Annotated in this window: 17 protein-coding genes; 4 read left to right on the forward strand and 13 right to left on the reverse strand. The window is 40.4% G+C overall.

Annotation, left to right across the window (positions count from 1 at the left end; genetic code table 11):
* Positions 1-38: 38 nt before the first annotated feature.
* On the reverse strand, positions 39-740 hold the full coding sequence (locus tag BLV99_RS00665; protein ID WP_086165040.1) for a TetR/AcrR family transcriptional regulator: 702 nt from the start codon (positions 738-740) through the stop codon (positions 39-41).
* A gap of 116 nt (positions 741-856) precedes the next feature.
* On the opposite strand from BLV99_RS00665, the gene BLV99_RS00670 reads away from it, so the two are divergent.
* The 4 genes from BLV99_RS00670 to BLV99_RS00685 all read left to right on the forward strand — a co-directional run bounded on the left by BLV99_RS00670 (position 857) and on the right by BLV99_RS00685 (position 4,730).
* Positions 857-2,305, forward strand: a complete 1,449-nt coding sequence (locus tag BLV99_RS00670) for a coniferyl aldehyde dehydrogenase (RefSeq protein WP_086183818.1) — start codon at positions 857-859, stop codon at positions 2,303-2,305.
* A gap of 161 nt (positions 2,306-2,466) precedes the next feature.
* On the forward strand, positions 2,467-2,703 hold the full coding sequence (gene rpmB, locus BLV99_RS00675; protein WP_086165042.1) for a 50S ribosomal protein L28: 237 nt from the start codon (positions 2,467-2,469) through the stop codon (positions 2,701-2,703).
* Positions 2,704-2,715: 12 nt separating this feature from the next.
* Positions 2,716-2,871, forward strand: coding sequence for a 50S ribosomal protein L33 (gene rpmG / locus BLV99_RS00680; RefSeq protein WP_001205031.1), 156 nt, complete (start codon positions 2,716-2,718; stop codon positions 2,869-2,871).
* A 140-nt stretch (positions 2,872-3,011) separates the two neighbouring features.
* On the forward strand, positions 3,012-4,730 hold the full coding sequence (locus BLV99_RS00685) for a cation:proton antiporter (RefSeq protein ID WP_092686718.1): 1,719 nt from the start codon (positions 3,012-3,014) through the stop codon (positions 4,728-4,730).
* Positions 4,731-5,096: 366 nt separating this feature from the next.
* Here BLV99_RS00685 and BLV99_RS00690 read toward each other — a convergent pair whose 3' ends face one another.
* The 12 genes from BLV99_RS00690 to BLV99_RS00745 all read right to left on the reverse strand — a co-directional run bounded on the left by BLV99_RS00690 (position 5,097) and on the right by BLV99_RS00745 (position 17,110).
* Complete coding sequence (locus BLV99_RS00690; protein ID WP_092686721.1) at positions 5,097-5,375, reverse strand: hypothetical protein; 279 nt, start codon at positions 5,373-5,375, stop codon at positions 5,097-5,099.
* Between the two features lie 104 nt (positions 5,376-5,479).
* Positions 5,480-5,983 carry a DUF6586 family protein gene (locus tag BLV99_RS00695; protein ID WP_086183821.1) on the reverse strand — a complete coding sequence of 168 codons (504 nt, stop codon included), beginning with the start codon at positions 5,981-5,983 and terminating at the stop codon, positions 5,480-5,482.
* A gap of 74 nt (positions 5,984-6,057) precedes the next feature.
* Positions 6,058-6,420: an ASCH domain-containing protein gene (locus BLV99_RS00700; RefSeq protein ID WP_092687127.1), complete on the reverse strand. Its 363-nt coding sequence runs from the start codon at positions 6,418-6,420 to the stop codon at positions 6,058-6,060.
* Between the two features lie 44 nt (positions 6,421-6,464).
* Positions 6,465-6,743, reverse strand: coding sequence for an RNA recognition motif domain-containing protein (locus tag BLV99_RS00705; protein ID WP_086183822.1), 279 nt, complete (start codon positions 6,741-6,743; stop codon positions 6,465-6,467).
* A gap of 97 nt (positions 6,744-6,840) precedes the next feature.
* The gene (locus BLV99_RS00710) at positions 6,841-8,829 is read right to left on the reverse strand and encodes an ATP-dependent helicase (RefSeq protein WP_092686724.1); all 1,989 of its coding nucleotides are present in this window, start codon (positions 8,827-8,829) and stop codon (positions 6,841-6,843) included.
* 414 nt (positions 8,830-9,243) lie between these two features.
* A complete protein-coding gene (locus BLV99_RS00715; RefSeq protein ID WP_092686727.1) occupies positions 9,244-10,386 on the reverse strand; it encodes a glycerate kinase family protein in 1,143 nt (380 codons plus the stop codon).
* 81 nt (positions 10,387-10,467) lie between these two features.
* A complete protein-coding gene (locus BLV99_RS00720; protein WP_086183825.1) occupies positions 10,468-11,040 on the reverse strand; it encodes an HdeD family acid-resistance protein in 573 nt (190 codons plus the stop codon).
* A gap of 132 nt (positions 11,041-11,172) precedes the next feature.
* Entirely contained in the window at positions 11,173-11,931 is a 759-nt protein-coding gene (locus BLV99_RS00725; RefSeq protein ID WP_092686730.1) for a hypothetical protein, read from the reverse strand.
* 636 nt (positions 11,932-12,567) lie between these two features.
* On the reverse strand, positions 12,568-15,207 hold the full coding sequence (gene topA, locus BLV99_RS00730; RefSeq protein WP_092686733.1) for a type I DNA topoisomerase: 2,640 nt from the start codon (positions 15,205-15,207) through the stop codon (positions 12,568-12,570).
* A 40-nt stretch (positions 15,208-15,247) separates the two neighbouring features.
* Positions 15,248-15,697, reverse strand: coding sequence for an ammonium transporter (locus BLV99_RS00735; protein WP_086183828.1), 450 nt, complete (start codon positions 15,695-15,697; stop codon positions 15,248-15,250).
* Positions 15,698-15,767: 70 nt separating this feature from the next.
* Positions 15,768-16,766 carry a hypothetical protein gene (locus tag BLV99_RS00740; protein WP_092686737.1) on the reverse strand — a complete coding sequence of 333 codons (999 nt, stop codon included), beginning with the start codon at positions 16,764-16,766 and terminating at the stop codon, positions 15,768-15,770.
* Between the two features lie 98 nt (positions 16,767-16,864).
* A complete protein-coding gene (locus BLV99_RS00745) occupies positions 16,865-17,110 on the reverse strand; it encodes a SlyX family protein (RefSeq protein ID WP_092686740.1) in 246 nt (81 codons plus the stop codon).
* Between the last annotated feature and the right edge of the window lie 24 nt (positions 17,111-17,134).

Consider the following 17,134-nt stretch of genomic DNA (forward strand, 5'->3'; position numbering starts at 1 on the left):
CGAGCATTCTAACGCTTTTTTAAGGCTTTCTAAATAGGCTATGTAGCATCGTGATTTTTACTTGAGGATAAGCTCTCAAAAAGTTCTGAAGGGCCTAGCGTTTCAAGCAAATGTTCATAAGTTTGACGACTTTCACCCCGTAAATATGCCCCTTCTAGGAACACCATTTGACGTAATGCCTGCCAAACCCACTTTTCTTCTAAAGTATTTGAATCGGTAATATGACCCGACATATATAAGAAGTTGGTCCAGTTAGTCAAAACAATCCACAAGTTAATAATGAGAGCCTCAATTTCCGAGTCCGTCATTTGCATTAACCCTGCATTCACAAAGGCTTTATAAATTTTCTGCCCCTGCTGCATCACCTGACCCGCAAAACGTGGATACATTTTTCGAAAATCTTCATTATTTTCAACCAAATGATAAACATCACGATGCAGAAAACGATAAGCCCAAAGCTGACTGCTCAGCACTTGAAAATAGCGAATCTTATCATTGGCATCGAGCAAGCGATCATCTGGTAATGCAAGCATTTCCAAAGTTTCTTTTTGATACTGCTCCATCAACTCTTTGATAATTTCATTTTTATTACGAAAGTGGTAATACAAATTACCCGGACTCATATTCAGTTCAGCTGCAATATGATTTGTTGTCACAGAACGTTCACCGCGCTCATTAAACAACTGTAAGCTGAGCTGTAAAATACGTTCTTTGGTTTTCACCGTTTTGGAGTGAGACATCCTAAAGTAACCATTCATTCAATAGGTTAGCTAGCTAACACATAAAGTAACTTGACTATTTAGAGCTTTTACTCTAAAAAATAAATTAATCGCTTTTTATTTAATGGTAATCGGTCATGAACAGTCAAACAAAAACAACTTCAATGACACCACATTCTTCTGATATTCAGCACTTACATGATGTGCTAGAACAACAAAAATATGCCTATCAACGCCATCCTTTACCAACAGCAAAGGAACGCATTGATCGTTTAGCACGTCTAAAGCGTATCTTAGTTAAGTATCAAGATCAATTTGCTGAAGCAATTAATCAAGACTATGGTAACCGTTCCATTGGCGAAACCAAAATTGGGGAACTGCTCACTTGTCTTGAACATATCAAATATTATAGCAAGCATTTGACCCATTGGATGAAACCTTCGAAACGCCATGTTGGAATTATCCATCAACCGGCAAAAGCTTGGGTGCAATACCAACCTTTAGGCGTTGTCGGCATTATTACCCCTTGGAACTATCCTTTATTGTTGTCGATTGGCCCTCTCATTTGCGCGATTGCGGCGGGTAACCATGCCATGATCAAAATCTCAAGTGCATCGAGCGAGTTTGGTCAGGTGCTTGAAAAAGCACTCAATGAAGCATTTCCAATCGAATTAGTCGCAGTCATCAATGGCGGTGGGAAGATCTCCGATGCTTTTAGCCATTTAGCCTTCGATAAAATTATTTTCACAGGTTCTACCGAAATTGGCAAAACGGTCATGGCCGCAGCAGCGCAAAATTTAGTGCCTGTCATTTTAGAACTTGGTGGAAAATCACCGGTATTGGTTCACCCTTCTATCGATTTACAAGATGTCGCGCAACGTCTGGCGGCAGGTAAATTATGGAATTCGGGGCAAACCTGTGTTGCACCCGACTATATGTTCCTACCGAAAGGCAAAACGGCTGAATTTATTGAACACTATAGTGCCTGTGTCACAGAGATGTATCCGAATATTGAATATAATCAAGACTACACCTCAATTATTAATGACAAACAATACAATCGCCTCCAAGGCTATTTAGAAGATGCACGCAATCAGGGTGCTAAAATTATTGAGGTTAATCCTGCACATGAAAATTTAAGTTTAGTTCGGAAAATTGCGCCAACATTACTAACTGGCGTAACCACAGAAATGCAGATTATGAAAGAGGAAATTTTTGGTCCTATTCTGCCCATTCTAGAATATGATCAAATTGACGATGTTATTGAGTTTATTAATAGCCGTCCTCGTCCACTTGCATTATACTACTTCGACTTTGATCAAGCGCGTGCTGATTATGTCGCACAGCGTACTCATTCAGGGCATTTCGGACAAAACACGGTTTTGACCCATGTTGCACAAGATGACTTACCTTTTGGTGGGGTCGGTGCTTCAGGTATGGGGAAATATCATGGTCCAGAAGGTTTCTTCAGTTTGTCACATGAACGGTCAGTGATGTCTAATCCTAAGCTGTATAGCTTAAAATTTATTCTTCCACCGTTTAACAAGCCGATTCATCGACTAATTTCAAAGACCCTTCTTCGATAACTGATCAAGGCATGATCTATCACACATAATCATGCTGTGTTTTTATTAAATTCGCTTGTCTTTTAAGCGTATTTTTGGTATAAAACGCCCCTTGAATGATTTCATCCGTTTACTTTTAATGACTAGCGCACAATCGGTGCTGTCTAGCAATGGAGTTCACCATGTCTAAGGTTTGCCAAGTTACCGGCAAGCGTCCAATCGTTGGTAACAACGTATCGCACGCAAACAACAAAACCAAACGCCGGTTCGAGCCGAACCTGCATCACCACCGTTTCTGGTTAGAAAGCGAAAAACGTTTTGTACGTCTTCGTTTAACCACTAAAGGTATGCGTATTATCGACAAATTGGGTATCGAAAAGGTTGTTACTGACCTTCGTGCTCAAGGTCAAAAGATCTAAGGAGTCTGAACCATGCGTGATAAAATTCGTCTAGTTTCTTCAGCTGGTACAGGTTATTTCTATACCACTACTAAGAACAAACGTACTATGCCGGAAAAAATGGAAATCAAAAAATTTGATCCAAAAATCCGTCAACACGTAATTTTCAAAGAAGCTAAAATTAAATAATTTTTGCTTTTTTAAAAAAACGACCTTTCGGGTCGTTTTTTTTGCATTTTTTTTGCCCGACTTGATAAACTTTAAAACAATCTTTTGGCATTTTTTGTGCTTATCCTTTTTACCCTTAACCTAGGCTTAAGGAGTTTTTAGTGCCTCATGACATAGATCTGATTATATTATTGGCCGTTGGCTTTGGACTTGCGCTTGTTTTTGGCTATATTGCCGCTCGTATACGTCTCCCACCCCTAATTGGTTATCTTATTGCCGGTATTATTATTAGTCCGAATACACCCGGTATAGTCGCAGATATGCATCTTGCCAACCAATTGGCTGAACTTGGGGTCATGTTCCTCATGTTTGGTGTTGGGATGCACTTTTCCTTAAATGATTTGATGCAGGTACGTCGCATTGCTTTACCCGGAGCAATTTTACAAATTGCTGTGGCAACCTTACTGGGAATCGGTATTTCCATGATGTGGGGCTGGAGTTTTGGTTCTGCCTTGGTCTTTGGCTTAAGCCTTTCCTGTGCCAGTACTGTGGTTTTACTCAAAGCCTTAGGGGATCGGGGTTTACTCAACTCGGTCAACGGGAAAATTGCCGTAGGCTGGTTATTGGTTGAAGACTTGGTGATGGTTCTAGTTTTGGTTCTCCTGCCTGCCACAGCCGTTTTACTTGGTGGAACCCCTATTGCAGGATCAGATCCTGCTGCAAATATTTGGATGACCTTAGCAGTCACCCTGCTTAAAGTCGCGGGCTTCATTGCCTTTATGTTGATTATTGGCAAACGCTTAGTTCCTTTTATTATGCAAATTGTCGCGCGCTTAGGTTCGCGTGAACTTTTCACCCTCACCGTTGTTGCTGCTGCGGTTTCCATTGCTTTTGGCGCCTATAAAGTTTTTGGCGTATCCATGGCACTCGGTGCATTCTTTGCAGGTATGGTGGTCAAAGAATCAGACTTTAGTCACCGCGCTGAAGAAGAAACTTTACCCCTACGTGAAATTTTCTCCATTCTGTTCTTTGTTTCTGTCGGCATGTTATTCGACCCAAGAATTTTAATTGAGCAACCGCTGCATGTCCTTGCTGTGGTGGGTATTATTATGATTGGTAAAACCATTGCTGCTATGGCACTGGTGCTGTTCTTCCGCTACCCAATTAACACCGCCTTAAGCGTAGGTGCAAGTTTGGCACAAATTGGCGAGTTCTCCTTTATTCTGGCGACCTTGGGTGTGTCTCTACAACTCTTATCCCTTGAAGGTCAAAACCTGATTCTTGCTGGTGCCCTAATTTCAATCACCTTAAATTCTTTTGTATTTTCTGCAATTGAACCTATTCAAAACTGGATTCGAGAGCGCTCGCATTTGGCGCGTTTACTCGAACGTAGTGGTGACCCGCTCTCTATGCTGCCAGATGAAGTCTCTCAAGAATATTTACGTGATCAAGTGGTGATTGTCGGTCACGGTGAAGTGGGGCGTCGTATTACACGTGCACTGATGCAAGATGGTATTAAAGTGGTGATTGCTGAAGAAAACCGAGAAATTGTCGAAAATTTACGTGAGAAAGGGATTGCCGCAGTTTCGGGTCATGCCACCGAAGCTGGTGTACTGATTCAAGCACATATTCAACATGCGCGTTTACTGGTGCTCTCGCCGATGGATATTTTAGATATTCATAAAATTGTCGATATTGCCAAAACATTGAATCCGCAAATTCAGGTATTGGTCTGTGCCGAAAGCAAGGAAGAAGCGGAAGTGATTCGTCGTGAGGCGATTGGTGAAGTGTATTTTGCCAAAGAGGAAATGGCAAAAAATATGACCAATCATATTCTCAATCAAATTCAGATTGCGCATCATCAAGATCCGACGCATTAGGTTTTTGTGATAAAAACGCACTCATTGGTGTAATGTCAGTCAGTTAAGAAATTGACTGGCTTTTTTATTTTAAATTCATGATGTTATTCGATACACGAAAACGTCATTCGCAATTGTTCGAGGCAAGACTACTTTGGAAAAGTACAGTTTCTGCGATGAATTGATCAATAAAAGGTATTTGACGAGTTTTGCGAATGACAATGCCTTTGATTACTTTGGGCTTATCCAAAGTAATAGATGAGCTCCAAGTATTTGATTTAAAAAATATAAGACTCCGTTGTGAAGAACTAAAAAGCTAAGGAGTTTTGTAATAAACTCCTTAGCTGACTGACATTAACTCTTTAGTGCGTTTTTTTATGGGAAAAATCAACTCAAATGCTGAGGTTGCTCATCCACTATTTCTGCCTGCCATTCGTTGACTTGTTTTTCCATCATGGCAAATAAAGCAGCTTGCACCATATGTTGTGCAATTACTGGCATCTGATCACCCAAGAGTGTCTTCACTTCATCATTAAACTGAATTTTAACTAAGGGTTCTTTTTCAGAGCCTGCATTTCGCAATGCCAACTCGCCACCTTCAAGTTGAACCAATTCTAAAATCGCTTCTTGATTACCAAATAATTCTTTCAACTGTTCTATAGACATATATCCTCCATGTTTAACATGGTGGCAAAGGCTGTTGCACTTTGCATTACGTAGACTATTTATATAAGGTCAATGCTAAAAACTTCAAGAGCAGATTATAAAGATTAAAACTCGACCATTTCGTTACGAAAACCATCAATCAGCTGGGTTAAATCACGGTGCCATTCACGCAAAATTTTGGTATCAGGCAACCATGCTTGTGGGGTTTGCGTCACTTTAATAATTAAATTTGATGATGTTTCATTTTCTGGTTCTGGCGCGCTTGGTTCAGGTGCGTATTGACACATACGATAAGCGCGTTTCAATTCTGCAATAAAACCATGTTTTGCCAATTGCTGCATTACCGTGACTTCTGGAGAGACTTGTCCTTTTGCAGCCATATGCTCTTCAATCGATTTCAGGGTCGGTGCAACGTCATTTAAACGATAATAACGAACCAATTCTTGTAAAAAAGCCAATACTGCACCATGCAAGTGAAATACGGCAGCTTCACGATGTGCCTGCATCTGTTGAAGATGTTCGATTTGCTCTGCTTGTTGACATGAAAGACGTGCAAAATACAGTTTTTGATTGGTACGGTCAGCATGGAAGCGAGCAACACGGGACATAATGATATTCCTAAATTTTGGCGTTTTTTACACAGCTAAGATTAAACTTTATTTGAAGCAATTCACAATAAAAATTATGCATGATCCATTTCAATTAAATAAATTTTCCGCTTTGCAGGGACTTCAATTTTGTCCTTAATGGGTCGAATATTACTGAGCTGCCAAGCAAAATAACCTTCTGCCCAATAACTTGCACATGCAGCTTCAACCTCATTGGGCTGCCAAACATGGACTGACTCGACATCGACCAAAGCCACTGCGACCCCCAGTTCCTCATCAGCATCATGGTTTAAAAAAATTTTATTTTCGACAATCAATAAATCTTTTAAAGGAAGTTGCTCAGGTTGCCATGAGCGAACCTCTAAAGTTTTCATGCCTTGGGCAATGCGTTGTCCACTTGGTGCCACAATAGAAAGTGCTGAAAATTTTCTTTTCATTTTCATTTACCCATAAAAAAGGAGCCATAGCTCCTTTTTTATCTTTATTTTGCTTCTGACTTAACGTCAGCTTTCGCTTCAGGCTTATTTTCGGCCTGTTTTACACGAATACCATGTCCGTGCAAACGAAGCGTATTTAAACCTTTAATCGCTCTCACAGCTTCACGACCATGTGGCATATCGACAAAGGCAAAACCTTTAGATTTACCTGTTGCAGGGTCTAAAATCAAATTACACGCATTCACAGTACCAAATTCTTGAAATAGCTTCAGTAATTCAGCTTCTGTTACTGTACGTTCTAAATTACGAACTAAAATTTTCATCTCACAACCTTTAAATAGGCAAAATCATCAAAAAGCACTCGCCTACTCGACTTTTTGAACTTCGCAATAAAAAACAAAATAACGCAATTGCTATAGTTTAATCGAGATCAATGCCAAAATCTAAATTAATCGATTGACGTTCAATTAAAGCGCTTTTTACCGTTTGTTGACGGGTTTTGTGATGGGTTTCCATGGTACACAAATTGCGGGTCAAATCATTGAGAAAATAACTTTCCACTTTACGCCCTTGTTCATCGACCTGATCACGTGCCCAAAGGCTTAAATTTTGCTTGGTCAAAATCAATTCATTTTGTGCACGGGTCAATGCCACATAAAGCACACGACGCTCTTCTTCCACATCATCAAAACTGCCTTGCGCACGTGCATGTGGATACTGCCCCGCAGTGACATTGGCCACATAACAAATTTTCTGCTCTGCCCCTTTGGCAGAGTGAATGGTGATCAGCGTGACCACATCATCGTCTGATTGGCGTTCAATTTCAGAAATTGACACGGGATCGAGCACATACTCTTCTAAAAACTCACTCAGCTGTGAATGTTTCGATGCCAATTGTTTCACCAACTCAAAATCACCCTGACGGCGATTCCAGTCTTTTTTATAATTTTCAGCAAGCTGTGTTTCAATGGCTTGAATACCGAGACTGACACAAGCTTGGACTTCTTGTTTGAGCACTGTCATTTGCTTCATCAGCAATAACGTCTGTGCGGGAATCCGAGCAAATTTTTCTAACTTTTCAAAAATACCATCCATATCGGCTTGTTGCAGAAGTTGTTGTGCCAAACGACTCGCGCCCACATCACCCACGCCATTCCACAACGTCAAAAAGCGCATCCACGCAATATCATCCAAAGGATTGGCAATCACACGCAACAAACTTAATAAATCTTTCACATGCGCAGTTTCAAGGAGTTTCATACCACCAATAAAACGGTAGGGCACATTGGCTTGAATACAGGCGGCTTCGATATGACGTGCGGCAAAACTTGAACGCACCAACACCATATGGTCACGCCATGCATTTCCAGCCAAATAATGACGCTCTTTAATGTCAATCGCAATCCATTTTGCTTCATCAAATTCATTGGGGAAAATGTGCATTTTCGGCTTAACGCCTTCACCCCGATGCGCATCTAAGCGTTTGTCATATTTGATTTCACTTTGATCCAGTAACCAATTCGACAAGTCTAAAATTTCTTGCGTCGAGCGATAATTCTGTTCCAATTTAAAAATCTGCGCGTCAGGTACACGCTCTTTAAAATGGTGAATATTTTCAAAATCCGCACCACGGAAACCGTAAATCGATTGTGCATCATCACCCACACAAAAGAGGCTTACTTTGTCTTTAAGCGGCTCAAGTAAAGCCCATTGCAGTGGATTGGTGTCCTGCATTTCATCGACCAACATGTGTTGGCAAATGGATGATACATAGTCAACTAAGCCTTCAGATTGTTCTAAAGCCGAAGCCACAATCGCCAAAATATCATCATAATCCAAGAAGCTACGTGCACGTTTTCGTGCTTCGTACTCTTGCATGATTGCGGCAATTTGATCTTTAAACACGATATGTTCAGGATGCTGTTTTTCTAAAGCCACACTCAGTTTTTGACGGGTATTACGGGCAAAAGAATACAGATCACAGAGTTCTTTCGGTTTCGGCAGTTGATTCGGGTTGTTTTTATCATCTTTGCCGCGAATGAGACGAAACATCATGATCTGGTCATCACGGTCAATAATCGTGAATTGTTCCAAACCAAATGCTTGAGGAATACGGCGCAATAAATACATACAAAACGTATGAAACGTCGATGCACGTAAACCTTTGGCTTGCTCGCCCAAAGCCAATTCTACACGTGCGACAATTTCACTGGCTGAACGACGAGTAAAGGTGAGAATCTGGATTTGATTGGCTGGCACACCTTGATCAATCAGATATGCTGCACGTGCCACAATGGTTTTGGTCTTACCACAGCCTGCCCCTGCAAGTACCAAGCTATGTTTTGTTTCAGTAGTTGCTGCTAGCTTTTGTTGAGGGTTTAATTCATTAATCAGGGTGGCTAAACTCATGGTGTCTCATCGTGTTAGGTAGATGAGTAGTTTAACAGAGCTATAGATAAATTATGAATTTTAGCCTTATGATCATGGCATAGTTTAATCTATAACAAATGAGCCGATCAAAATGAACTATTACAGATCAATAATTACAACGACGATGGAATGAGCATTTTTTAAATCAAAGCAATTTAAATCAACAAGAATGTCTGGATTTAATTCGTACAATCTATCCAAACTTATATGCCGATTTTTAATTTCAAAAAAATTGATACTAGACAAGATGGCATGGATTCCATCCGTTGGATTGGGGTATAGGAATATACCCTCAATCCAAAAAAGGATTTTTGTTACTTTTCATCCTTGAAAAATAAGGCGTAACCTACGCAAAAATATTTAAGTTTATTGAAAGTAATGTGATCATAATTGTTACGAAGTTAGGGCTAATATCCTAGCAACATTCTGACAGGTTCGTTGCAAATTCTTCTCAGCATTGTCTAAAGCTGTTTGCAAATCACAAGCCCCATCCATAATGCCAAAAATCGCAGTAAAACCTTCTGCGTAGAGTTCCTCTATGCCCTCACCGACATAGCCTGCACAAGCAATCACAGGTTTATTCAGTCGCTTTGCCACTTGTGCCACACCAAACGGTGTTTTACCAAATTTGGTTTGAAAATCAATGCCGCCTTCACCGGTAAAGACATAATCTGCTTGAGCAATTTTCTCAGCCAATTGGGTTTGCTCAACCATCAGTTCCACGCCTGAACGTATCTTTGCACCTGCAAATGCCATGAGACCAAAACCCAAACCACCGGCTGCACCCGCGCCTGCCACATCTCGAAGCTTAAGCCCACATTGCTGCTCAACCAAATCTGCAAAATGACTTAAGTTCAAATCCAACTGTTTCACCATGTCAGGTGTTGCGCCTTTCTGTGCGCCAAACACAAATGATGCACCTTGTTCACCACATAAAGGATTATTCACATCACTGGCAATCATGATTTCAACTTGCTTTAAACGCACATCTAAAGCAGAAAGATCAATCTGATGAATTTGCTTCAGTTGTCCACCACCCACCGCAACTTCACAACCATCGATATCATAAAACTTTGCTCCCAAGGCTTGTGCCATGCCAGCACCTGCATCATTGGTGACACTACCACCTAAACCAATGATGATTTTAGCAACGCCATGATCTAAAGCTACTTTGATCATCTCCCCCGTTCCCAAAGTGGTCGTCAGCAAAGGATTGCGCTGAGATTTTTCCAGTAGATGAATCCCATTGGCTTTTGCCATTTCAATCACAGCCGTTTCAGCATCATCCAGCAAACCAAAATACGTTTGAACTTTTTGTGTTGGCAACGGCCCTGTGACTTCACAGAAAACCTGTTGTCCAGCCAATGCTGCCACTAAAGCATCCACGGTTCCCTCACCTCCATCTGCCATCGGCACATGAATAAAGGTCGCATCAGTAAATACTTTTTCAATACCATGCTGCATCGCCTGACAAGCCTGTTCAGCGCTCAGGCTTTCTTTAAACGAATCTGGTGCAAGCACAAAGGTTTTAGACATAAGATAAATTGTACAGTTTGATTTATAGCTATCATAAGCAATAAAAAAGAGCGCATATAGCGCTCTTTGGTCGAATTTGAGTTAAACATCTGCGGAACTTTTCGGAACTTCTCTTTTAATATACGAAGCCAAAGTCAGATAATTAATACCTTGGAATAAAATATCCACAGCAAGGAATAAACCCAGTACCCAGAAAGGAGCCTCTGGTGACATCAAAATAATAACCCCTGTCGCTAAGGTTAAAATGCCTGAAAATAAAGTCCAACCCCAACCCTGAAATGCACGAAAAATAAAAGCATTAAAGAGACGAATCACACCTGCAACAATCAAAATAATGGCTAAAATATGGGTCAGAACAATGGCAGTTTTGACTGGTGTAGTAAACGCATAATAACCTGCAACTAAATACAAAATACCAAACAATGCCCACAACCAACGAAAACCACCATCAAAAATTTTGAACGCTGCAATGAAATGAATCATTCCTCCTATCATCATCAACGTACCAAATAAAAATACCGCTGAGAGCGTTGCAAAAGGCAAAGATGCCAACAATACAATGCCAAATAAGGTCAGTAAAATCCCCAGACCCAAATACCACTTTCGGTTTTCATGCAACTGATGTCGAACTAAATCATTTCCTACTGTTTTCATGCTTATTCTCAAGTCTTTTGTTTAGGAATAAATTTATTGTTGACTATTTTCAAGCATTTGTCTGTTTAAAATCTGCATCTTTTATCCACAGCACTTTTTTCAAAACTGTGGATAAATTCAGCGTTATCTAGATTATTTCTGCCAACCCAATTCTATTGCTGTAATTTCATTAACCAACGTCTGTCCTAAATGATCTGGCATTTTGCTTTTGTCTACAGACACAGGAATATGCCCTGCCATCAATTCAGCTTTGGCTTGTGGAAATAATGGCTGCTGATTTGGATATGCATAGCCAATTGGATACAGCGGTACTCCTGTTGCTAAATCATATTTGTCGGTCGCACCAAAGGCATGTAATAACTCATGTACCAATACAATTTTATTTTGCTCTGCTTGTTTTTTTGACGCAAATAAATTGACCGAACCAATTCGTCCATTTTGCAAAGCAGTGGAATGCTTTAATTCTTTGCTGTGTTTGGGATCATAATAATTTAAAAATAGCGTTACACTTGGCGAACCATCGCTACTTTTATGCTGTTTCCATGCATAAAAACGGAATTTCAAACTCCATAAAATGCTATCGAACATCGTGGCATTTTCAGGAACTTTAGGAGGTCGCTGTTTAAGTTCACGTCCCATTTGAAAATAAATTGAAATCGGTTGCCCACGGTACTGAGTCGACATTTGTTTCAAATATTCTTGTGCATCACTCAGGTCATTTACTGACAATTGCTGAATATAGTGTTGCGTCGCCCCTTGCCCATCGGCATTCACAGGATGTAATAAAACAATGATCGGTTTATTCCAATCTTGGTTCTGATCACGATACGCATTGATTGCGACAATGAGTAAAACCATCAATAAACACAGAATTCGAATATTTTTCCACATATCCCCAACATCTCAATATTTTGTATTATTTTCAAATATGATTAAAACACATGCGCATGAGGGAGTCTTTCCCTTCCAGCACAAATTCTTGCAGTACATTCGAGACTTTCTTAATAATGAATGTTACTCACTCATTTTAAAAAGCTTAATTATTCAGGCAATATATAAATGACATTAACTCAAGTGATGTAATAAAGAATTTGTTGCATTGGCTTGGATGTATTGCAAAGTTTAAATGACCTTTGCATAGGCATTTCGTTACTTTAACAGAGCAAATAAAAAGTATTGCTTTGCAAGCCCCCCTTTGTTGAGCCGAGAGAACACCCTTGTACGCGAGCCCAACGGGCGGCATCCATACCACCCATCCGCGGAATTAATTTTTTCTATAATTTAGTTTGGCAGATTTAAGCTCCTGCATAATATCAGTTCATAAAAAATACCAAAAAATTGTCATATACAGAATTTTTCAACTTCTGTCTTTTATCAATTCCAGCGCAAAAACTTTATTTTTAAGTAGTCTTGACTCTAACAACGGTGGATAACGAGGTCTCGTAATTTAACTTTGATCAGTTATTTGCAAAATGGAATGACAAAAAAAATGCCGACTTTCGTCGGCATTCTTACATCTTTCAATATTTAAGCTTCAACCCATTTTCCATCTTGGTAAACCAGACTCCATTTGGTCTGTTTACCCTCAGCATTTTCAGAACCAATATATTGCACTTGGTTTTTACGGCTGAATTTCACCAAGGTTGGATTCCCTTCAGGATCAACATCAGGTGCTTGCAAAATAAACTGATATTTTGGATCAAGTTGATCTGCCACTGAGCGCAATTCTGCTACTTTCGGTGCACGTGTTTCACGTACTTTCGGGAATTTGCTTGCTGCTAAGAACAAACCTGCCGCACCATCACGAAGCACAAAAAAGTCATCATGTTTGGTTGAACGCAAGTGTTCCATTTTAATAGGATCGACACGCGGTGGTGCAGGTTGACCACTTTTCAAAACTTTACGGGTGTTGTCACAGCTAGTACAGGCAAAGTAGGGTCCAAAACGACCGGTCTTCAATTGCATTTCACCGTCACATTTGTCGCATGGAATACTTGGACCATCGTAACCTTTAATTTTGAACTCACCTTCTTCAAGTTCAAAACCTTCACAGTCTGGGTTATTACCACAGATATGCAATTTACGACCACCATCAATCACATAACTGTCCATTGCCGTTTCGCAAATTGGGCAGCGTTTTTTCGACATCAAATCGGCTGTTTCTGCACTGTCATCATCAGACAAAACTGCGAGCGACTCAACAGGAGTTAAATTCAATGTGCCTTTGCAACGTTCTTTCGGTGGCAAGTTGTAGCCTGAACAGCCCAAGAATACACCCGTTGTTCCCGTACGAATCTGCATCGGACGGTCGCATTCTTTACAATGCACCGCATCCACTTCTACAGGCTGATTACGGCGCATGCCATTTTCACCTTGTGCAGTGGTTAAGCGTTTTTTAAAGTCACCGTAGAAATTATCCAGTAACTCTTTCCAATTACGTTCACCATCCGCGACTTTATCCAGCTGACCTTCAAGATCAGCAGTAAAAGCATAATTCATTAAGTTATTGAAGTTTTCATCAAGACGATCCGTCACGATTTCGCCCATCTTCTCGGCAAAGAGACGACGGTTATCCAACTTCACATAACCACGATCTTGAATGGTGGAAATAATGGCCGCATAGGTTGAAGGACGACCAATCCCTTTTTTCTCAAGTTCTTTGACCAATGATGCTTCAGTAAAACGTGCAGGTGGCTTAGTGAAGTGCTGAGAGGGATCTAGCTTCTCAAGTTTAAGAACTTCACCGACTTTAACCGCAGGCAATAACACATCATCATCGGCTTTGTTGGCACCACGAACTTTGGTAAAACCATCAAACACCAAGGTACGACCTTTGGCTTTGAGTTCTACGCCATTGGCATCGACTAAAATCGTAGAAGATAAATATTCCGCAGATGTCATTTGACATGCCACAAACTGACGCCAAATGAGGTCATACAGACGCTGGGCATCACGATCTACCCCCACCAAGCTATCGCCTTTTAGCGCAACATTGGATGGACGAATCGCTTCATGGGCTTCTTGTGCACCGGCTTTATTGCCATATTTATTGGGTTTAGCTGGCAAATATTTTGCCCCAAACTCAGCTTCAATATGATCACGTACCATACTGACCGCATCATCACTTAAGAATATCGAGTCAGTACGCATGTAAGTGATAAAACCTGCTTCATACAAACGCTGCGCCATGGTCATGGTTTTCTTGACAGAAAAACCTAAACGCGTGCTTGCCGCTTGTTGCAAAGTCGAAGTGATATATGGCGCGCTTGGATTCACCTTGGTAGGTTTATCTTCACGAACAGAAACTTTATATTCCGCATCATTTAGAATTTTTAATAAAGCATCGGTTTGTGCTTTATTTTGCAGTTTTAAGGTTTTGCCACCTTGTTTCACTGCTTCTAAACGGATGTCATGCTTTGCTGATTTAGTGTCTGCAAAAACCTGCCAATATTCTTCAGGAATAAAGGCACGAATTTCACGTTCACGTTCAACCACCAATTTAACTGCAACCGACTGTACCCGACCTGCCGATAAACCACGGGCAATTTTTTCCCACAGTAATGGCGAAATCATAAAGCCCACAATACGGTCTAAGAAGCGACGTGCTTGTTGGGCATTGACTTTGTCGATATCTAAACGTGAAGGATGCTTAAAGGCTTCTTGAATGGCATTTTTGGTGATTTCGTTAAAGACCACACGTTGGTAACGTGAATCATCACCACCAATCACTTCTTTTAAATGCCAAGCAATGGCTTCCCCTTCACGGTCCATATCCGTTGCGAGATAGATTTCATCAACTTGCGATGCCAGTTTTTTCAGTTCCGCAACCACATGTTCCTTACCCGGAAGCACTTCATAATGCGCTTTCCAATCGTGTTCAGGGTCTACGCCCATTCGATTGACCAAGGCCATTTGTGATTTTTCAGCTTTTTGTTCATCGGTCAGTTTAGCGCGTGATACAGGTTTTTTTTCTGTACTTTTAGAACCACCTGTAGGTAAGTCACGGACATGCCCGACTGATGATTTTACAATGTAATCTGGGCCGAGATATTTATTGATTGTTTTCGCTTTTGCAGGCGACTCCACAATCACTAAGGCACGTTTTTTCGCAGCACTCGGTGATTTTGCTGTGGTGCTTTTGGATGTGGACCGAGGAGCGTTCGCCATAGTCAACCGTCATTCCTGTTTAATTAAATAGGTATATAAATTAAAATTCAGCCAAAGACTGTAAATACGTTTTAATGTCATCTAACTGTGTTGCTCGAAGGTCAGATTCTTCATCCCAATAGAGTCCTACACAGTTTGCCTGCATATCAATAGCATAAATGCCCTTTAATGCAATGGGTAAAGCGTTAAACTTATCATTCCCCTGCACCACTTTGAGCTTCTGATCTTCAACACGTGCACGCATTAGGGGCAAGCGAACATCCGGAATTAAAACACTGTAATAAGCAACCATACTGGCACGGCTTGAGGAGGCCATTGGAATTTTAGTCCAATCGGGAGCCGCCACTAAACGTGGATGCAACCCCATTTTGCGTGCTTTCTCACGCATCATTCCCAATGCTTTTTCTCGCGGACTGACGCGAAGACCCAAAATCGAGCCCAAAACAAAAAGAATAATGAAGCCAATAACCCAAATACCCGTATTTTCCATAGTACAACCTTGTTATTCCTTTATTAGAGTTGCATAAGCTGAATATAAAACGCAAGTTTCAGCGATGAAATTAATTGAGGAACATTTCATGGCTATACAGCACTTCACTGCCATCCCAATAGATATATCCTTTCTCAATCAATTCTTTAAGCAATAATCGCACATCCGATTTGGGGAAAATTTGTTCTAATAAATCCCGTAAAGCATAAATATCTTTCGGCTTATCTGATTTTAATTCACGTAATTTACGTGCAACCACCACCTGAACAGGATCAATTTTCGAGAAGTTTTTAAACAAATCTTTTTGTGCATGATGAATGGTATTTGACTGTTCTAACCCTTCATCTGAACCAGATTCTCGTTGCCGCTGGGCCAGCATTTCGCTCGTATTTTGCACGTCTTCTAAAGGAGTCACTGCATCTAAATCAAGCTGCATCCATTGTTTCAACACTTTTTTACGAAAGCTAATTTGCTCATCATAACGTTTCACAATTTTTAGATTGATCAGTAAACCAATCAACTGTTGTGCTTGCTCACTTGCCACTTGCAAAATATTACTGATCGAGTTGTTAAGTTTCTCAATCGAGTTGGGTTTTCCTTTCATCCCCCCCAAAACATCACAATATTTTTTAACCAACAGTAGATTCGGTTTTTGCTTAATCGTGTCGACAGTTGGAATTTTATATTTTGAATTAAAAGAAGATTGCTCAGCCTGAACGTGAATAAGGCTACAATTCATATTCGATGACTGCATCATTTCAAGTAACATTTCACTGCTAGGCATGGCAGAAATAACTTCAATACACGTGTCAGGTTCTAACAAGGCAATCAGCTGTCCAACCACCACCGCATATTCAAATTCTTTTTGATCGACCTCTGCGGTTTCTAAAATTACCACTTGGCCACTGCTGATCCAACTTGAAAACTCCGTTAAATCTTCCAGTGAATATTCAAATTTTCCTGTGCAGTTAAATAAGTAAATCACCACATAGTGTTGAATAATGTCGCGCAACAGCTGTGCCGTTGGCATATTATTTTCAAGATCAAGAAGAACGACTTTGTTGGACATAATCTCAATAGACAAGTAAGGAAACTTTGAGCACGCATTAGAGCGAGCTTGGCTTAAAAGGTCAAATCAATTCAGCAAAAAGACCGATAAAGATTGACTCAATAATGGGGCGGTCGATCACTCATTGGATCAAAAGCGGCAATCCCTTCAGATAAATCTGCACATTCAATGCGTTGATACAAAAACTGCATTTGTTTTTTCAAATCAACTATTTCGGCATTTTGACGAGTGACTTGTTCATTCAATTGTTCAACTAAATCATCTAAAAATGTAATTCGCACTTGCAAATCTTCTAAGGGTGCGGACAATGACGCCTGATCATTAAGATTTTTTTGTTTAGTCATTTTAAGTCCTCACTTTGGATTTCA

Origin of the sequence: Acinetobacter kyonggiensis, from assembly GCF_900107285.1 — a bacterium.
GTDB lineage: Bacteria > Pseudomonadota > Gammaproteobacteria > Pseudomonadales > Moraxellaceae > Acinetobacter > Acinetobacter kyonggiensis.